Source organism: Paenibacillus baimaensis, assembly GCF_025567575.1.
In genome coordinates this window covers 57,745-75,281 of record NZ_JAOQIO010000015.1, presented here as the reverse complement: position 1 = coordinate 75,281, position 17,537 = coordinate 57,745, and the positions used below count along the sequence as shown (strand labels likewise).

The following is a 17,537-nucleotide window of genomic DNA, read 5'->3' as shown; positions in this document are numbered from 1 at the left end:
TATGCTATTTATTAACATTCATGTATATAAGTCTTTTTCCAACGAATTACGGAACAAAAAATCTAACCATTAAAGGAACAATTCTATTCAATTATGGAATTTCACACACCATGTGCACTTTAACGTAATTTGTCACAAATCCCCTCGAATCACGGGAGTTTTCTTAGTACAAAATGGCACTCAGCATAGTACTTTTGTCACAACTCAGGAATAGATTCAGAAAACCTCCCGCATGACATACTAATAGCTTACTTACCATTCGGTAATTGGATCTAGCATAGAAGTTTCCTTCATGCAAGCGGGAAATCAGCTTCAAGATTCCGTTCAAGCAATGATCCCAATCGTTGAGCCATGAAGGAAGGAGCGTGAGGCTTTCCATTCTTGAACCACCATTCCATTACCCCTACGATAGCCGCTCCTAAAAATTGAATATCAATATCCTCACCGTCAGTTAATCCTTGATTGTTCCCTTCGGGCATATCGTTCTCTTTCTTCTTTAACTCTTGGAGAAAAAACTCAAGGAATCGATTGCGGAAAAAAGAACCCCCTTTACTCGCTAACATCGCGGAGAAGAATAAATAATGACTCTCAAAATACTTGAACCATAACAACACCGCTTCCATATAATCGGCGTCATTGCCTGCGGAATCGCAGAGTTCCCGCAACTCGTCAATATGTTCTTCGATGAGCTTATCCAGAAGATCAAATTTGTCCGTGTAGTGAAGATAGATGGTTCTTCGGCTAACATCTGCCCTGTCGGAAATATCTTGTATCGTAATCTGATCAAAATTTTTTTCAATCATCAGTTCAATAACAGCCGTTTTCATTGCTTCTTGGGATTTGCGTATCCTTCGATCCATCTTTGACACTTGAGAATCACCAGCTTTCCTAAAAATAAATACACAATTATAAAGGATTTGTGAACTAATGCACGGAACCTGCCTTTTTATTAATTGCAAACTTTCTATTTCTGTTTACAATTATACATAGTTGCTTCTTAATACACTAATGTGCATTTTATGTGCACGTAAGCGGATAGAGTTAATCATGATCACCAATCGAAGGAGGAACATCTCTATGAAAATCGCGGTTATTGGAGCAACAGGGGCCACTGGGAGGAAAGTGATGGAGCGAGCACTTGAATTGGGACATGAGGTTGTAGCCGTGGCTCGCCGGCCGGAAGTCATCACACCCGCAGAGCGGCTCAGCACCCGGCAGGGGGATGTATTCGACGCGTCGAGTATGGCCAAAGCCATTGTCGGTACAGATGTGGTAATCAGTTGCATAGGTCCAACCAAAAACTTCTCGCCGGGTACCTTCATGTCGCAGGGAATCCCGAATATCCTTGCGGCAAACTTCTCGCCGGGTACCGTCATGTCGGAGGGAATCACGAATATCCTCGCGGCCTGTCAGGGTGCTGGAGTTAAGCGCCTAGTCATGCAGAGCGGCATTGGTCTGAGCGACGGGAAAGAACTTTCCGCAGTCAATCGGTGGGCAATAAGCATTAACCGGCGCATCTTCTCGAAGGCGATCAAGGACAAGGCCATTGCCGAGCGTGCGGTGCAACGGAGCGACCTAGATTGGGTTATTGTACGACCGGCCGGACTTCGTGACGTGGCTGCCACTTTGAAATATACGGCAGATCCCTCAGCCCGTATCGCTCCGTTCCTGCCGCTTCCCTTCTCAGACTGTGCTGACTGCCTTGTACGGGCGGCGACGAGTGAGCCAACCTGGGTAAGGAAGATCGTTAATGTTGGACGATAACATACAGGTGAGATATATTTATGAACTTATTCATTATGGACATAAGTACTTACGATCTAGAGATACTAGCCAATACAGAATGTCACGGATGTGCCACTCCGTTTTGATGTCGATACTACTGTCTTGAATAATATAGACACAGCGGCAGCCTGGACTGCAAAAAAAGTCCTAGACTGCCGCTGTTTGATTGAACTAACGTCTCCGTTAGCGCAATGAGGTGCAGCGCAGTGTTGCAAACGAAATAGCGATGGTTCGGATCCACCGCTATGCTTGCGCTTTTGCTTTTACTTTTAATATTCTCCTTTAATCACAAAAAACGAGCCTCGAATTGTTCCAGCTAGTTTAGACTTCTGTCTAGCAAACTTAAACTTCTCTGCTAACTCCTTTGGTACCTCCATCCCCTCAGATAGCTTAAAACCAACGGCCCGCTTCTTAGGGTCATCAACCGTATACATGACGTTGACCTCTAGACCATCCTCATAAAAGACGAAGGCCCATTTGATATTTTCCACTTGAAAACGCGACGTTTCTAAAGGTTTGGCCGCAAACTCAATATCACGTACTTCTTTCAAAATTCGGTTCACATAATCGATGGTCTCCGGGCTCTCGCTAGCTGGTACTACCGTAAATTCATGCTTATATTTGTTCATGAAGTAACGGGCTTCATTAGCACGTAAACCAGCAAGCGCATCTACTACAGGTGAAGACTCTAAACCAACCGTAGACACAGTTTTAAAATCAACGATATGGGACATATCCATCCTCCTCGTATTATCACTTTATTATGCGCCATCCGAGCGCTTGGTCTTTGTTGAAGCCGGTTTGATTAAGATGCGTCGTGTTTTCTCCGCGGCTGGCCCAGGGAGCGATAGATCTTGCTTTAGTCCTGTTCCTCCTTAAGAAGCTGATCCAGACGAACCATATTTTGTTTCCAAAATTTCTCGTAGTACGACAACCAGTCCTGGAGTTCCTTCAGCGGTGCGGGATTGAGACGGTTTCGCGTCTCACGGCCGACTTTACGCTCGGTCACAAGGCCGACTTCCTTCAAAATCGTCAAATGCCCGGAGACTGCGTTGCGGCCCATCGTAAAATGTGGAGTCAACCGATGGAGCGGCAATTCATCCGCATCCGCCAGCAGTCGAATGATTTCGCGCCGGGTCGGATCGGCCAGGGCATAATAGACATCCCGTGTCTGTGCAACTGCGCTCATTATCACCACTCCCTCGCATGAAATGAAATTAAAAAGATTAGTGCTTTGATTATAGGACAGTAAATAGTGTCTAGTCAATAGGTCCACCTTATTTCCAAAGAAAATCAACTGTTTCATGTGAAAATGAATAACACTATTGATAAGACAGTAAATGGTGTCCTATAGTTAAATGAGACAGTAAATGGTGTCCAATAGGTTTGGAGGAGGAAACAAATGAGCAAGATTGTCGATGCGGTAACAACCTCAAAAGAAGAAACCCAACCCACGGGAAAAGTTGTCACCTATTGGGTTATAACGGTGCTGCTTGCATTCGTTGAGGGGAGCGGAGGAATTGGGGAACTAACCCATCAATGGGGAACGCTCGATACAGTGGAGATAGTAGGGTATCCTGTGTACTTTTTGACCATTCTCGGGATTTGGAAAGTACTTGGGACCATAGCCATCCTCGTGCCGGGCTTTTTGCGGCTTAAGGAATGGGCGTATGCAGGCATATTCTTTGGAATGACGGGTGCAGCTGCATCACATGCATTCGTGGGGGACTACGGGGCTTATGCGTACCATATTTGGAGCACTCTTGGTCTTGCAATCCTAGCTCTCGCCTCGTGGGCGCTACGTCCGAAGAGCCGCAAACTTTAAGGAGGTGATGAAATAATAAGGAGATGTTGTCATACAAGCACGTATGAAAAACCCTTGCAATGATCATATCCGATGCAATGAAGGCATTTCAGTCTTTAAATGCAGCAGTGCACAAGGGCGCAATATGGGCGAACTGGTGTGGTAAGCTTGAAAAGATGTTGGAGCAATAATCACCTGTTTATTACGAAAAAATCAAAACCGGCAGCATGCTGTTTGCAGCCGGTTATATTTACATCAATATGATCGGAAGGATGTTCATGATAAGCGAATCGAAACAATTAACCTAACATACCTTCAAATTATGAACTCTCTTTCATTATCGATAAAACAAGCTTGTGTTAATAGAACTGAGGTTTCACCGTTGTTTAAATCGAGATTATCTTTTATGATTGCCTTCAAAATGGTCTTCTCAGAAGCTATCTTTCTAGACAAGACACCCATGTCCTGCGAACGGATAGTCGATCGTAATACGCCCCGCCTGGCAATCGCCAATGCCGCTGTACAGATCGGCCTTGCCGTCCGGACGCATCACAATGCCCGAAGTAAAGACACAGTCGACCAAATCCGGTGCCTTGGCAGGTCCCGGCGGGTAGCAGGGACGACTTCCGACCAGATGAAGGTCCGAGGACTCTCGGGTGGTTGGATCGAAGACGAAGGCCATGTTCAGGTACACCTTCACTTCCCCTCCGTTCTCATCCTTATCCCGGTAGCAAATGTGGCCGATGACGCCGATTTTGCCGCTATCAAGCAGATAAGCCTGATTCACACCTCCCCATTCGCCTTCCCCGAAGATGCCGTAAATGTACGGTGCGTTCTCGATGACGTCCGCAATCAACTCTTCCAGTCTGTCAACGATCGTGAAGCCGATCATTGATTCGCTCCCGTATTTGCTCCTCGTCTCCGTGCCACGCGGACGCGAGAAGACGCCGATCTTGCCGTCCGGCAACGGAACAAGGCGAATATCCTTCATTTTGTTAGGTCCGGTAGTGAAGTAGTACAAATTATGGAGGTCGATGCCCCGAAAGAAATAGCCAAAAAATGTGCTGTATCTTCCACTCTGATATTGCACATGAGTCCCGCCCATTACAAGCTCATCACCGATCTCACTGATGTAAGGGTCCTCCAGCGTATAGATCATACTATCTTCCACCACGGTCCATTCATCCTGTCCCGTCTCCTCGAACAGGCGGACCCAAGAGCGGGCCCATTCCTCGCGACGTTCTACCCGCCCGAACAAATAGCGCTTCCCGTCCCGTATGAACGGAATCGAAATATTGTAGACATCAAAACCGTCCACACCATGAAATACCAAGGTCGCACTCTCATAGATCTTTTTTGTCGCTTCAAATTCAATTCTTTGTGTCTTCAGGGTCAAATTTCTCCACACCTTCCTTTTGTTTCGACTCGTTTATTTTCGAGAAGCCTGATATTCCTTGAATTGTTTCTGGTATTCCGCAGCTACCTTATCCAGACCGACTTTCCTCATTTTTTCCAGTGCTGTCGGGAAGGCCTTGCCGTATTCTTGAACGCCCATATAAATCGGAGTGATGCTCGCCGAAGCTTCCGACAAAATGTTGGTGTACTCGGTTCTTACTTTCGTCGGGTCAAAAACAAAGTTCGCCGCGATACTGTTGATCGCTTTCGGATTTGGCTCAAACAAGACTTTGTTGTTGTCGGGAATGCTATTCTCCAAGTCAAAACGTATGAAGTTTACGTTGCCGTTCTGCGAATCAGATCCTCTATATCTCGAATTGTTATTGTTTTCCGGATCTCTGATTGGCTTAAAGCCCTTCCCGCCGTCCTTGGTGTAGTGCTTACCCTCGATGCCATATTGAACCAGATCATAATTCTCTTGACTTGCCAGCATCCAATCCATGAATTTGACGGACGCTTCCGGATGCTTGCTGTTCACCGGCACGGCATTCCCGTTCTTGAAGGTGAGCGGACGCAGATATTCTTTCTCCGGGTTAAACCATACAACACCGATATCGTCTACAGTGGCTTTTGGATTGTACTTCTTGAGCCCGTTCAAGCTTCCGCCGGTTCCCAGGCGGACGAACCATTCACCGCTGTCGAGTTGCGCATCTACCTGCTCCTGCTTCATGACCAAGATATCAGGATTGGTAATTCCTTTTGTGTACAGCTCGCGCATGAAGGACGCATCCTTCTTGAACTCCTCGGTCTCAATCCAAGACTTGACCTCGCCGCTTTGATTTACATAGAAGAACTTATCCTTCACCGTGAACGGGAAGGTGTCATAAGTCCGGTGCAGGATGGACGTATGCAGGTAGATCGGATCAAAGTCCGAGCGAGTACCCAGATAGGGCTTGTTGCTTCCCTTCCAGTTCTTCATGACAATCTCCCAAGCGCTGATCAATTCAGCCGGAGTAGTCGGCTCTTTGAGATTGTTCTCGCGGAGAATGTCGCGACGAATATTGAATTGGCCTTCACTCGCCATTTCAACCCAATAAGATGGAACGGCATAATACTTGCCATCGATTTTAGCCCCGTCGAAGATATCGCCCGGAATAGACTTCTTCAGATTTTTTCCATACTTTTCGATCGCATCCGATATATCCGCCAATGCACCACGATTATAGTAGCTGGAGAACGGCGTACGGTCCTGCATGACGTGGAACAGGTCGAAATCCTCGCCAGTGGACAGCATCAAGTTCAGCTTCTGATCCCACGCATCCCACGGAATATAGATTTTCTCCACCTCAACGCCGACACCGTCCGCAGCCAGCTTCTCGTTGACCTTTTGGAACACTTCCTTGTAGTCTTTCGGCTCCGTGCCGGGAACCAAATATTTGATTTTGACCGTCCCAGCAGGCCTGCCTCCCTTATCCGCAGTGTTGGCTGAATTAGAATCCTTGCTGCATCCCATCAATGTCGAAAGGACAAGCACCGCAGCTAATAGAAATGCGTAACATTTTTTCACAAAAAATATTGACCTCCCTTATATAGTGCTTTATTTATGTTAACCCCTAAGGGATATATCAGCCTTTGACCGAACCGATAACCAAGCCCTTCACGAAGTACTTCTGCAAATACGGATAGAGGAAGATGATCGGCCCGACCGTCACGATCGCTGTCGCCATCTTGACCGATTCCGAAGGAAGCGTCATTTCGCTTGTTCCGGCCAACATCGTCATCTCGTTCAGCATGCTGATCTCCGATTGCAACTGCAGTAGCATAAATTGCAGCGGGTACAAATCCTTGCTGTCGATCAGCATGATCGCATTCCACCAGTTGTTCCAGTAATCCAGTCCGTAGAAGAGCGCAATCGTCGCCAGAACGGGCATGCACAGCGGAAGATAGATCCGGAACGCAATCGTAATGTCGCCCGCCCCATCAATGGTCGCCGACTCTCTCAGCGAATCGGGTACGCCGTTCATGAAGTTACGTACCAGAAAAAGGTTGAACGGGCTGAACAGAAGCGACGGAATAATCAATGCCAGAATATTGTTGGTCAAACCGAGCAAGCGGTTCATCAAATACCAAGGCACAATCCCGGCGGAAAAAATCATGGTGATGAAAAAATAGAGCGCCAGCAGATTACGGTATTTCACATTTTTGTTCGCCAGCGTATAGCCAGCCATGGATGTCACCAAAACCGCAAGAAGCGTGCCGACGATAGTGACGAAGATGGAAATGGAATAGCTCTGCATCACCTGGGAGCCGCCCGTAAAAATCAGTTTATAGGCATACAAGGAAAATTTCTCAGGAAAAAGACTGTAGCCGTTCTTCAATACGGCATCCTCATCCGTGACCGAGATCATCAGCACCAGCAGCATCGGAAGAAGACAAATCGCCGAATAAATCGAGATCAGGGTATACATGACCGTCTTGCTGAGGGAAAACTTCTTCATTACTATTCCTCCTAAAACCATACTTCGGCAGGCTTTTGCCGGATCGGGATTTTAATACAAAGCGCCGTCTTTGAAAAATTTGCGGGTAATCGCATTCGTACCGAAGACGAGAATGAACCCGACCACGGACTGAAACAGCCCGACGGCCATCGCTTCGGAAGGGTTACCGATCTGACGTAAAGAGCGGAATACATACGTATCGATGATGTCCGTGGTCGAATACAAGGTGCCATTGTCGCCGACCAAGGCATAGATCATGCCGAAATCCCCATACATAATTTTGCCCATCGAGAGTAACGTCAGAATGACGACCGTAGGCATCATTAGAGGAAGGGTGATGCGTATGCACATCTGCCATCGGTTGGCCCCATCGATTTCGGCCGCTTCATACAAGGTTTCATCGATGCCGGTAATGGTAGCCAGATAAATCACGGCGCTCATCCCCGCTCCCTTCCATACATGCATCACAGTGAGGATTGCAGGCCACACCTCCGGCTCCGTGTACCAGTTGACAGAGGCGATTCCGAGCTTATTCAGCATTTGGTTTACAAGTCCCATATCCATGGAGAAGAAAGCATACAATACATAACTGACCACGATCCAGGAAATGAAATGCGGGAACAGCATTACCGATTGGCTGATTTTAACAAAGAGCTTCTTGCGTAACTCGTTCAACACGAGTGAAATCACAAGAGCCATCAGCGTACCAAAGACAATAAAGAGCATATTCAGGAAAATGGTATTAAAGGTGACGGTTAAAGCCTTGTAGGAGCGAAAAAAAAACTCAAAGTTTTCCAACCCCACCCATTCGCTATTGAATATCCCCTTCGTATAATTGAATCGTTGAAAAGCAATGATCATATACGGATAGGTCATATACCCGAAGATAAAAGTATACACCATCGCCGGAAGAACCAGCAGGTAAGACGTTCCGTTCTTATGGATATCAGAAAATATGCCGAATGCCAGTCGCTGTCTCTTTTCCAATTTCTTATCCTCCTAAAAGTTTTGTGAGCGTTGCTTCCTGAATCGGCTTCGTACAAAACTCACTTCGGAAGCATAGGCTTAGTGAACATTTCTTGGCTACGTTGTCGCTTGCTATAACTCTATATCAGCAGGTAGGTGTTGCCAATTTTAAATACCAGATTTCGCTTTCACGATTTGAATAAAGGGCTTTCAAATATCCGAACTGATTTTCATTTTTTAAGAATGGAGTATCTTTTTAACCGGCTTTATTTTATATTGAAGAAATTATACTAGCTGCAACGGAGGAATCTTTATGCGAATCACCATGGATCGGCTTGTTCGATATAAGGCATTCCAGAAACTCGCCATTTCATATTTTCTGCTCATTCTTCTCACGGTGAGTCTGCTGTCCACCTATCTCTTTTATTTTTTCTCCATGAGTGCAGTCAAAGAAATAGATCGCAATTCCAAAGCCATGCTATCCCAAATCAGCTACGCATCCGATGTCGTCTATAACCAAGCCATGACGATCGGTAATTCCCTGCTTACCCAGCCGGAGATTACTTCATTCCTGAATGATACGGAGGAGGATAAGACGAGGAATTACCATGTCTTTCAACAGTTGTCCCAGATTCAAAGCGCGTATCCGTACATATACAGTATCGGGATCTATCGACCGTCCACGAAAACTGTAGTCGATACGGCCGGGCTGCCGTTTGATTCCTCGCTCTATGCCATCAGCGCTGAGCAATATATGGAGTTTTACCCGCGGAGTCTGACCGTTCCTAACCGAAATAACGATGCACCGCTGCAGTTCCTGACCTTTCTGCTGTACCCGAACTATTCATTGCGCACCACGAGTAATCCGCTCATCTACATCAATGTTGAGGAGCAGTCCATCCTGACGACGATCCGCAAAATCGGCAAAGCGGATTCAGCCAACAACGTGTTCGTCATCAACAATGAGGGCAAGGTGCTGTCTCATACGGATTCGAATCTGTTTCTGGAAGATTTGTCCAGAACGCCGTATGTGCAGCAGATTTTGAGTCAGGATGAGACGGAGAACAGCTTTACGGCAAATATTCATAATGAGAAGCATCTGATTACTTATGTAAAGTCCGAGGAAATGAACTGGTATTTTGTAAGCGTTACCCCCTACTCCAGTCTGATCTACAATATTGACCATCTTCGCAATGTTACAATGCTTGTGACGGGAGGGATCGTGCTGATCGGCCTGCTTGTTTCAATTTTTCTGAGCAAAAGCATTTATAGGCCGCTTTCGACATTATTTGAGAAGATCATACAGAATTCAGCCACTCTAAAGTCGCCGATCATCGATGAATATCAGGTCATGGCTGAAATGTTCACAACGCTAGAGGAAAGGGAAAAGTCGATGCAATTCGTTATCAGCCGCTCATCCCGAACGATTCGGGAGCATTATCTGCATTCACTGATCAGAAGCAATTCGCTCGAAACCTCCGTACCTGGAGAACTCATTCGAGACATCGATGAGGAGCTCTCAGCGTCTTATTTCTGCGTGATCGTGTTCAAAATCGATGATCTGGAGCCAGCGAGAGGGGGAACAGAAGGCGGACAGATGCCACTGATGCGCTTCGCCCTCGGGAATATTGCAATGGAGATGCTGGAGCCTCTCGGGGCATGTGATTATCTGATTACAGGGGAAAATGAAGCGGTAGCCATCTGTCGGTATATGAAGAATGAGCGACCTGAAGAGTTGAAACCTGCTTTGCGCAACGTACAAGGTTTCCTAAATCGATACTTCAAACTGACGGTCTCTATCGGGGTCGGAGACATGAGCTATGGTAGAAAAAATATTTCGTTCTCCTATACCTCGGCACAGCAGTATGTGAAGTATCGATTGATTTATGGAAAAGAATCGATTCTGGATGCCCAGACAACCCGATCGCATATTATGACCACCGTAAATTACCCGGTAGATGGTGAGAAGAGGCTGATTGAAGCCGTTCAATCCGGCAAGCCGGACTTCGTTCAGGATGCCACCGAACAGTTTATCGAGCAAATCTCATCCGGTTCAGTGAACCAAGTGATAACATACAGCATTCAATTAATGCTCTCCCTGCTCAAGCACTTTGATTATCTGCAGCATCTTCCGGACTCTAATTTCAATGAATATTTGGATGTGGTTACCGATATCGAGGCTGCCGAGAACTTATCGGAAATCAAAGACATTTTCATCCGATATTGCAACAATATTTGCGCCCTGATCGAGGAGAAAAACCATTGGATAAACGCTCAAAAGCACAACATTGTCATTGAAAAGGTGCAAAACTATATTCAGGAGCATTATGCCGAACCGAATTTATCCCTTGAGCTAGTGTCTAATATTGCCGGTTTGTCTCCAAGTTACCTGGGAAAGCTGTTCAAAGGAGCAATCCGGCAATCGTTCAGTGAATATCTGAATCATATCCGACTGGAAAAGGCCAAGGAACTGCTCACGTCGACCAATGAGACAGCCGCAAATATCAGCGAATCGGTCGGTATATATAATGCACCCTACTTTTCCACGTTGTTTAAGAAAAAGTACAGCCTGTCTCCTTCGGCTTTCCGGGAGCAGGAATCAATGAAGAAAAAGAAGATGGTAAATGATTAACTGCAACAAAGCGCTATGATCTACAGCGATATGTAGGATTACTGCATCTTTTTGTTCTGGATCTAGCTTTAAGCCAATAATTGCTGCGGCAGCTGCATCCTTCGTTTCTTTATAGTACGCATATACAACACGGAAAGGATCTGCTTCATATGTCATCAAGACCCTGTTCATCTTCTCTATACCGACCTGTTCTCCGATAGTTGAGCAAGCTTTTAAAATTACGCTTATTTCAAATAATATTCGTCCCGAACGATGTACGTCCTATACTTGTAATTTTACTGCCTGATTGCTTAACGGCCAATACATCATCACTCTTTATATTTTCCCGGAGTAACTCCCTCATACTTTTTAAAACTGCGTATCAACGCATTGCTGTTTAAATACCCTACTTTGACAGCCGCGTCGGAGATATTGAGTTTTTCTTCCCTTAATAATACTTTCGCTTTTTCCAGCCTTACCTTATTGATATAATCCGGCAAGGTTTCTCCGGTTTGTTCTTTGAAGAGCTTGGACATATAGCTTGGAGTAATTCCCAGATTTTCTGCAATCATTGCTATATTTAAGGTAACTTCTCCATAGTGGCTGTTAACAAACTCGATGATACTCCTGCTCAATTCGTAGGAACGATTACCGGTTTTTGACTGTATGTGTTTACATACTGATGATAGTGTATTGGTAATTTCAGCCTGCAGTTCAGCTACGGTTTCACATTCAAACAATTTTTCCACCGGCTCAGCAGCAGATATTTCTTTTACTGTTTTTACGACTGTACTTGCAAGGTCAAACATAAAATACCTTGTCATTTCAGCAGTGGGAGTGCCGTCAATAAAGTTGGAGCGAATAATGTCATCAAGTAATTGCTTTCCTTTTTCAAACTCTCCGGATTTGATGCAATTCACTAGTTTTTGCTCTTTTTCAAGAGGGTAGAAATAATCTCTGACATTATATTTCAGACTTTGGAAGCTGATGATCTTTCCGTTACCGGCAATCAATTTGTATTCCAGGGCTTCTACGGCTTCCTGATATGCTTCCTGCATGCCATGGATACCCGTGTGGGCATCGCTGATGGAGACTGTAAGGATCATATTGTAATATTTTCTAAAAAAGCTTTGCAGCTCTTCTGTAATGTTTACCAATTCCTGCACATGATCTACCGCTTCAGGATCCTGCAGGTTCACTAGGAATACTATTTTCTCATCAATCTCTGTAACAAAATTCTTATACCTTTGTCCCAAAAGCTCCTCAAAAACATTGGTGATCACAAAACTGGGGAGCTTTGACTTCGCTTCAAAATCATCTCCAATCCCTAAGGAAATAAGCTTGCCCTTATCTTCTATGGATAGGAGCACTACTATAAAATCACCGGATATAAACTGCATGTCAAGAGCGTAAAATGCATTGTGATGTACAGATATATTGCCAAACTTCCCTTTTAAAAGCTTTTGCAGAAAATCCGCTCTCACAACACTGCTTTGCTGTATAAGTTTCAGGTTTATTTTTTCCTTTTCTTGAAGAGTATCCTGGATGGCCTCATAAATAAACTGATATTCATTACTGGATCTGTCATAAGGGTTCTTTATTTTCCCATTTTGGACGATACGTATGAGATTACGAACCGGATTATAATTACGCCATGTAAGTAAAACCGATACTGCTCCTCCAAAAATTAAACATAGTATAATGCTTGCAATCATTAATTTTTCTGTAAACTCACTTTTTTCCATCACAATCTCTCGCCGAACAATGGAAACATACTTTAGCTGGGATACATCGGATTTCGTATAGGATATGATTAATGAATCCTTTCCTTGTCCTTTCACCAGCATATTATCGCTACGCTTAAGCTCATCCACCTGTAAGATATCCGATAAATGAAAAGAAGCCGTCGACGCAAGAATGTTGTTATCCTGGTCTAAAATAAAGATACTTCCATACTGCGCCGATTGTATATTTTGAATCATTTCAGTAAATCGTTCTTTATTTAACAGGATGACGATTGTGGCAAGAGACTTCTCCCAATTTGATATTGGGATTGAACGCATGTAAGCGAGCGCTCCGGAATCCTCATTTGAGTTTGTCTTATTGCCTATTGAGATATATCTGCCGTTGTACGCATTTTGAAGAGTATCTATCCATTGTTCATACCTTAGGTCATTATTGACAAGATTAGAGTACATATAATTACTCCTTGAAGCTGTTGTTGAAGAAATCACAGCATCCAAGTTTTTAAAGTACACATAAAAATTATCTATGTAGCCATTCGTTATATTCATCCTTTTGAAATCTTTTACTATCTGAGAAACCTCATACTGTTTGTTATTCCAGTTCGTTTCCTGCGAAGTAGCCAGCAATTGAATATCCGGGTTAAAGGCAATATCAAAACTTAAGCGCTCGGCATCCTTTAAGATGTTGTCCATATTCAACTGAACTAGTTTCAGCATAGCAAGATTTGCCCTGTTTGTTTCTTGCTCAATGGTCCTTACAGTAACAAAATAAACGATTCCAGTGAAAATGATAGGAATTAACAGAATCAATATATAAGATAAAATTTGGGTGTAAATGATACTATTTCTAGTGTTCAAAACTCGCTTTACGTTCATGAGATCCCCCTCATTATTATGATTAGTGAGTTCGGGTAACAAAATTTCGCACGGAGGAGGGTACCCGGATCTTCAGCCGCATTCGAAGGTTCGTCTCCACGCTCCGCTAGAAGGGACGGTCTTGGAGAGCCTGCGTTCCTAAATATTATACTACAATACACTACAAATGAAATTCCACAATTTTCCTACAGGCTTTATAAGACCATCTATGTCCTACAACTTGGAGCATGCCCGTCCTGTGCTGCCAGACCGGCGGCACTCCTGCAGTGCCGCGGGAAGTAGACATCGTCAGGCGTTGCACCGTTTTTTTGTTTTTGATGATGATTTGCTCATATTTGATATTGGTTTTGGGAATTTTGAATACGCATTCTATTGATTTGAGATTGATTTATTGCGGATAGAAATACTACACTGGCTCTAGCAATTGTTGATGTTTGTGACAATGGCGGAGCCATGCCACGTTTCCCGGAAGCATCAGAAAATATGGGAAAGGAGGATTTGCTGGAGTTTTAATTAGGAATTAAAATAAATCATGAAATGGAGTAGTGACACATGGATAAAAGTAAGAAAACGTTGTTTGTGTCCCTTTTATTGGTTTTATCCTTGCTGTTCAGTTTGATGCCTGCAGCTTCATTCGCTGCCACCCAGTCTATGGTACCTGTGTATCTCTTATCCGACAATTTTGAAAACGCTTCAACAGCAAATTGGGCTGTTGAGGGCGGAATCTGGGGGACTTATATGAACGCAGGAAACGGGGCTTACAGGCAAAGCAGTCTGTCAGGCTCTGCTCAAAGCGTAGCAGGAGAACCCTCTTGGACAAACTATTCATTTAGTGCCGATGTAAATGTAGAGACATTGGACAGTTTTACAACCAATTCGGTACATCTCATGGCAAGGTTTATCGATCATGATAACTATTATGAGCTCGCATATACTTCTTCTGACCAAACACTCGCTCTGAGAAAGAAAGAAGCCGGTCTATGGATCGTGCTGCAATCCATATCCAATCCACTGATGAATGATACAGAGTATAATCTGAAAATCCTTGTTAACGGCAGTACGATAGAAGGATTCGTAAACGGTGAACGAAAGCTTTCCGTGTCCGATGCATCCTTTACAACGGGCAAAGTCGGATTTGCTACATTCAATCAATCTGCAAAGTTTGATAACGCTGTTGTAGCCCCCCCTTCAAATCCGGTATACGAAGCTGAAGACGCTGAATTGGTTAATGCGAAGGTCGATAGCAACAAGAACAGTGGAGATTTTCAAGGCAGCGGATTTGTAGATTTCCATGCCAAACCCGGCGGTTCTATAACATGGACAGTGAATGTACCTGTCGCAGGAACCTACTTATTAGAAATCAGATACTCCAACGACAAAAATACGAATAGCGAGAGACCTCTTATAGTGGAAGTTAATGGTATCCCGGACATAGACCCTCTTCCCTTCCCTGCAACCGCTAATTGGAAAACGTGGAAAAGGGTTCATAGAACGGCTACTCTTCAGGCCGGCAATAACACCATAAAACTGACGACCACCGTCAATGAAGGCCCTAATCTTGACAATTTGAGACTTTATCAAGGTACAGATGCTATGAGGGCAACGGCTGTATCCATTGATTATTCCGAAGACTGGGGAGAAGCCACACAATTGGCAAGCGGTTTCCTGCATGGGATTGGGAAGATGGATCCGGCCCAGAAGTTAATTAATCCTTTAACCGTAAGGACGGTCAGGGGTGCTACCTACCATGAGCGGCTGCCGAGCCTGTTTGACCCTGCTACCTATAACCGTGTCAAGGCTACAGGAGCAAAAATCATGATCAATGCGTATCATGGTTTTCAATTTGCTGACGGTAAAACAAAGTGGCCCGGAAGACCCGTAAATGACAGACCTTTCACGACCTATGAGGAATGGGAAGACTATGTAGGGAAGCTTCTGGATGAAGCTAAAGAAAAGAATTATGATATACATTCATGGATCACATGGAATGAGCCTAATATTCAATGGAAAGACCGTATGGAGTACTACAATGAGACACACAAAAGGGCTTATAACGTCATCAAGAATCGGGACCCGCATAACAAAGTTCAGGCGCCGGAATATCTTGGATATAATTTCCAGGGTCTGAAGGACTTCCTGCTATATTGCAAAGAGAATAATGCCCTGCCGGATATATTGAGCTGGCACGAATTGTCCGGTGCTCCGTTAGACATTGAAGGACATACACTGGAGATAAAGAATTGGATGCTTGAAAACGGGATCACTCCAATGCCATTGGCAATTACCGAATATCAAGGGCCATGGGAGCTTAGCGACATCAACCAGGGTTATGATCCCGGATTGTCAGTCAACTACATCGCCAGGCTGGAGAGATCAGAGCAGAACGGACTGCTTTATGCCCTGAAGGGAAATACTCAATGGCAAGGTGATAATCCTGACTTCAGAGCAGGTTTGGACGAATTGGCGGATTCCGCCACACTGTCCGAGCCTACAAGCCGCTGGTATCTGTATTACTGGTATGGCCATGCTACGGGCAGAAAGGTAAAAACCATCCAGAACAAAGAACAGGTGGAGGCTTTCGCGACCAGTGACAGCGAAGCGAAACGATCCATTATCCTTCTGGGAAATCCCGATAATACGATTCGTTACGATACACCGTTAAACCTGAAGGATATCCCGGCTTACCTGCGGAATGCCGGAAAGGTTCATATCAGAGTTGAATCTGTAGAGAATACAAAAACAAAAAATGGTAAAGAACAGCAGGGAACAAAAATTGAACTGGAAGGCAATTATGCAGTTACCGATAATGCCCTAACTATCGCTTTACCAACGATGGGAACCGATACGGCATATATCGTGAAAGTAACTCCCGGTACTACCTATGAGTACCAGGCAGAATCCCTTTCCCAAACGAATTCGGGAGCCAACTACCGTACAGTTTCTGAAGCTCCGGCATCAGGAGGATCTGCAGCGGTATATGAAGCCAATGCTGTAGGCGACTGGGTAAAGTACACAATCCATGTACCGTCGGCAGGAACATATAACTTAAAGGCATTGCTCAAAAAGGACGATGACAAAGGTATATCTCAGCTTTATGTGAATGGAGCAGCAACGGGGAATACAGTCGATGAATACGGACCATTCCTCTACACGGATGTAGATTATGGAGACGTGACTTTCTCTCAATCAGGCGACCAAATGCTGGATTTCAGGATCACGGGTAAAAATGATTTGAGCTCAAGCTATAGCCTTGCATTTGATAAGTTTACATTAACCCTGATAGCGCCTTTTTCGGGTTCTCCCACTCACACAGTGACAGGAGCCGTATACGCTAAAGACTCAACCATTCCGATTGACGCGGCCCGGGTAACCATTGGAGGAAGCACTTATTATACGAATGGACAAGGAAAATTCACTGCAAGCCTGGCGAACGGTTCATACGACTTAACCGTCCAAAAAGCCGTCTATAAGCCGTACACAACGACCGTTGATGTGAACGGACATGGTGTGGATTTGGGCCTCATCGAACTCACTCCGGAGACTGTATCCCCTACGGGATATCAAATCTCTGAAACGATCGGGGTACTGACTGCCTCCAGTGTTGTAGCGGTTAGTATTCTAGACAGCACCCATACGGTAACTTTGAAGGCATCCCTTGTCCCATCTACCTCGGTGAAAGCCGAGAGACTATATGATTCCAGGGAGGTTTGCGCATGATCAGGAAAAGATTCAGGCATCTGCTGCTTTATCTCGCAGTGCTGCTGATGCTGCCGCAATGGTCTGGAGCAGCTGCGGCTGCAGAGCCGACGCCAGATACGACAGATTCGATATCGGCTTCGACAACGGGGGGGTCAGAA

The 17,537-nt window shown here is 44.9% G+C and carries 12 protein-coding genes; 4 read left to right on the top strand and 8 right to left on the bottom strand.

The window, feature by feature from the left end; genetic code table 11:
- Positions 1 to 290: 290 nt before the first annotated feature.
- Positions 291 to 869, bottom strand: coding sequence for a TetR/AcrR family transcriptional regulator (locus tag OB236_RS06775; protein WP_262683313.1), 579 nt, complete (start codon positions 867 to 869; stop codon positions 291 to 293).
- Between the two features lie 208 nt (positions 870 to 1,077).
- Between OB236_RS06775 and OB236_RS06770 the strand changes: the two genes are divergently transcribed.
- Positions 1,078 to 1,764: an NAD(P)-dependent oxidoreductase gene (locus OB236_RS06770; RefSeq protein WP_262683277.1), complete on the top strand. Its 687-nt coding sequence runs from the start codon at positions 1,078 to 1,080 to the stop codon at positions 1,762 to 1,764.
- Between the two features lie 290 nt (positions 1,765 to 2,054).
- Here OB236_RS06770 and OB236_RS06765 read toward each other — a convergent pair whose 3' ends face one another.
- Positions 2,055 to 2,519, bottom strand: a complete 465-nt coding sequence (locus OB236_RS06765) for a phage tail protein (RefSeq protein ID WP_262683276.1) — start codon at positions 2,517 to 2,519, stop codon at positions 2,055 to 2,057.
- A 125-nt stretch (positions 2,520 to 2,644) separates the two neighbouring features.
- Positions 2,645 to 2,974 carry an ArsR/SmtB family transcription factor gene (locus tag OB236_RS06760; protein ID WP_262683275.1) on the bottom strand — a complete coding sequence of 110 codons (330 nt, stop codon included), beginning with the start codon at positions 2,972 to 2,974 and terminating at the stop codon, positions 2,645 to 2,647.
- A 213-nt stretch (positions 2,975 to 3,187) separates the two neighbouring features.
- On the opposite strand from OB236_RS06760, the gene OB236_RS06755 reads away from it, so the two are divergent.
- Positions 3,188 to 3,610 carry a DoxX family protein gene (locus OB236_RS06755; RefSeq protein WP_262683274.1) on the top strand — a complete coding sequence of 141 codons (423 nt, stop codon included), beginning with the start codon at positions 3,188 to 3,190 and terminating at the stop codon, positions 3,608 to 3,610.
- Positions 3,611 to 4,034: 424 nt separating this feature from the next.
- Here OB236_RS06755 and OB236_RS06750 read toward each other — a convergent pair whose 3' ends face one another.
- Genes OB236_RS06750 through OB236_RS06735 form a run of 4 tightly spaced genes read right to left on the bottom strand, consistent with a single transcriptional unit; the run spans position 4,035 to position 8,469 of the window.
- Positions 4,035 to 4,985: a DUF1861 family protein gene (locus OB236_RS06750; RefSeq protein ID WP_262683273.1), complete on the bottom strand. Its 951-nt coding sequence runs from the start codon at positions 4,983 to 4,985 to the stop codon at positions 4,035 to 4,037.
- Between the two features lie 33 nt (positions 4,986 to 5,018).
- On the bottom strand, positions 5,019 to 6,551 hold the full coding sequence (locus OB236_RS06745; RefSeq protein ID WP_262683272.1) for an extracellular solute-binding protein: 1,533 nt from the start codon (positions 6,549 to 6,551) through the stop codon (positions 5,019 to 5,021).
- 58 nt (positions 6,552 to 6,609) lie between these two features.
- Positions 6,610 to 7,482: a carbohydrate ABC transporter permease gene (locus OB236_RS06740; RefSeq protein WP_262683271.1), complete on the bottom strand. Its 873-nt coding sequence runs from the start codon at positions 7,480 to 7,482 to the stop codon at positions 6,610 to 6,612.
- A 51-nt stretch (positions 7,483 to 7,533) separates the two neighbouring features.
- Positions 7,534 to 8,469, bottom strand: a complete 936-nt coding sequence (locus OB236_RS06735) for an ABC transporter permease (protein ID WP_262683270.1) — start codon at positions 8,467 to 8,469, stop codon at positions 7,534 to 7,536.
- A 292-nt stretch (positions 8,470 to 8,761) separates the two neighbouring features.
- Here OB236_RS06735 and OB236_RS06730 point away from each other — a divergent pair, with 292 nt between their 5' ends.
- Positions 8,762 to 11,080, top strand: coding sequence for a helix-turn-helix domain-containing protein (locus OB236_RS06730; RefSeq protein WP_262683269.1), 2,319 nt, complete (start codon positions 8,762 to 8,764; stop codon positions 11,078 to 11,080).
- Between the two features lie 308 nt (positions 11,081 to 11,388).
- On the opposite strand, the gene OB236_RS06725 is transcribed toward OB236_RS06730, so the two are convergent.
- Entirely contained in the window at positions 11,389 to 13,680 is a 2,292-nt protein-coding gene (locus tag OB236_RS06725) for a helix-turn-helix domain-containing protein (protein ID WP_262683268.1), read from the bottom strand.
- A 552-nt stretch (positions 13,681 to 14,232) separates the two neighbouring features.
- On the opposite strand from OB236_RS06725, the gene OB236_RS06720 reads away from it, so the two are divergent.
- A complete protein-coding gene (locus tag OB236_RS06720; RefSeq protein ID WP_262683267.1) occupies positions 14,233 to 17,397 on the top strand; it encodes a carbohydrate-binding protein in 3,165 nt (1,054 codons plus the stop codon).
- The last annotated feature ends 140 nt before the right edge of the window (positions 17,398 to 17,537 follow it).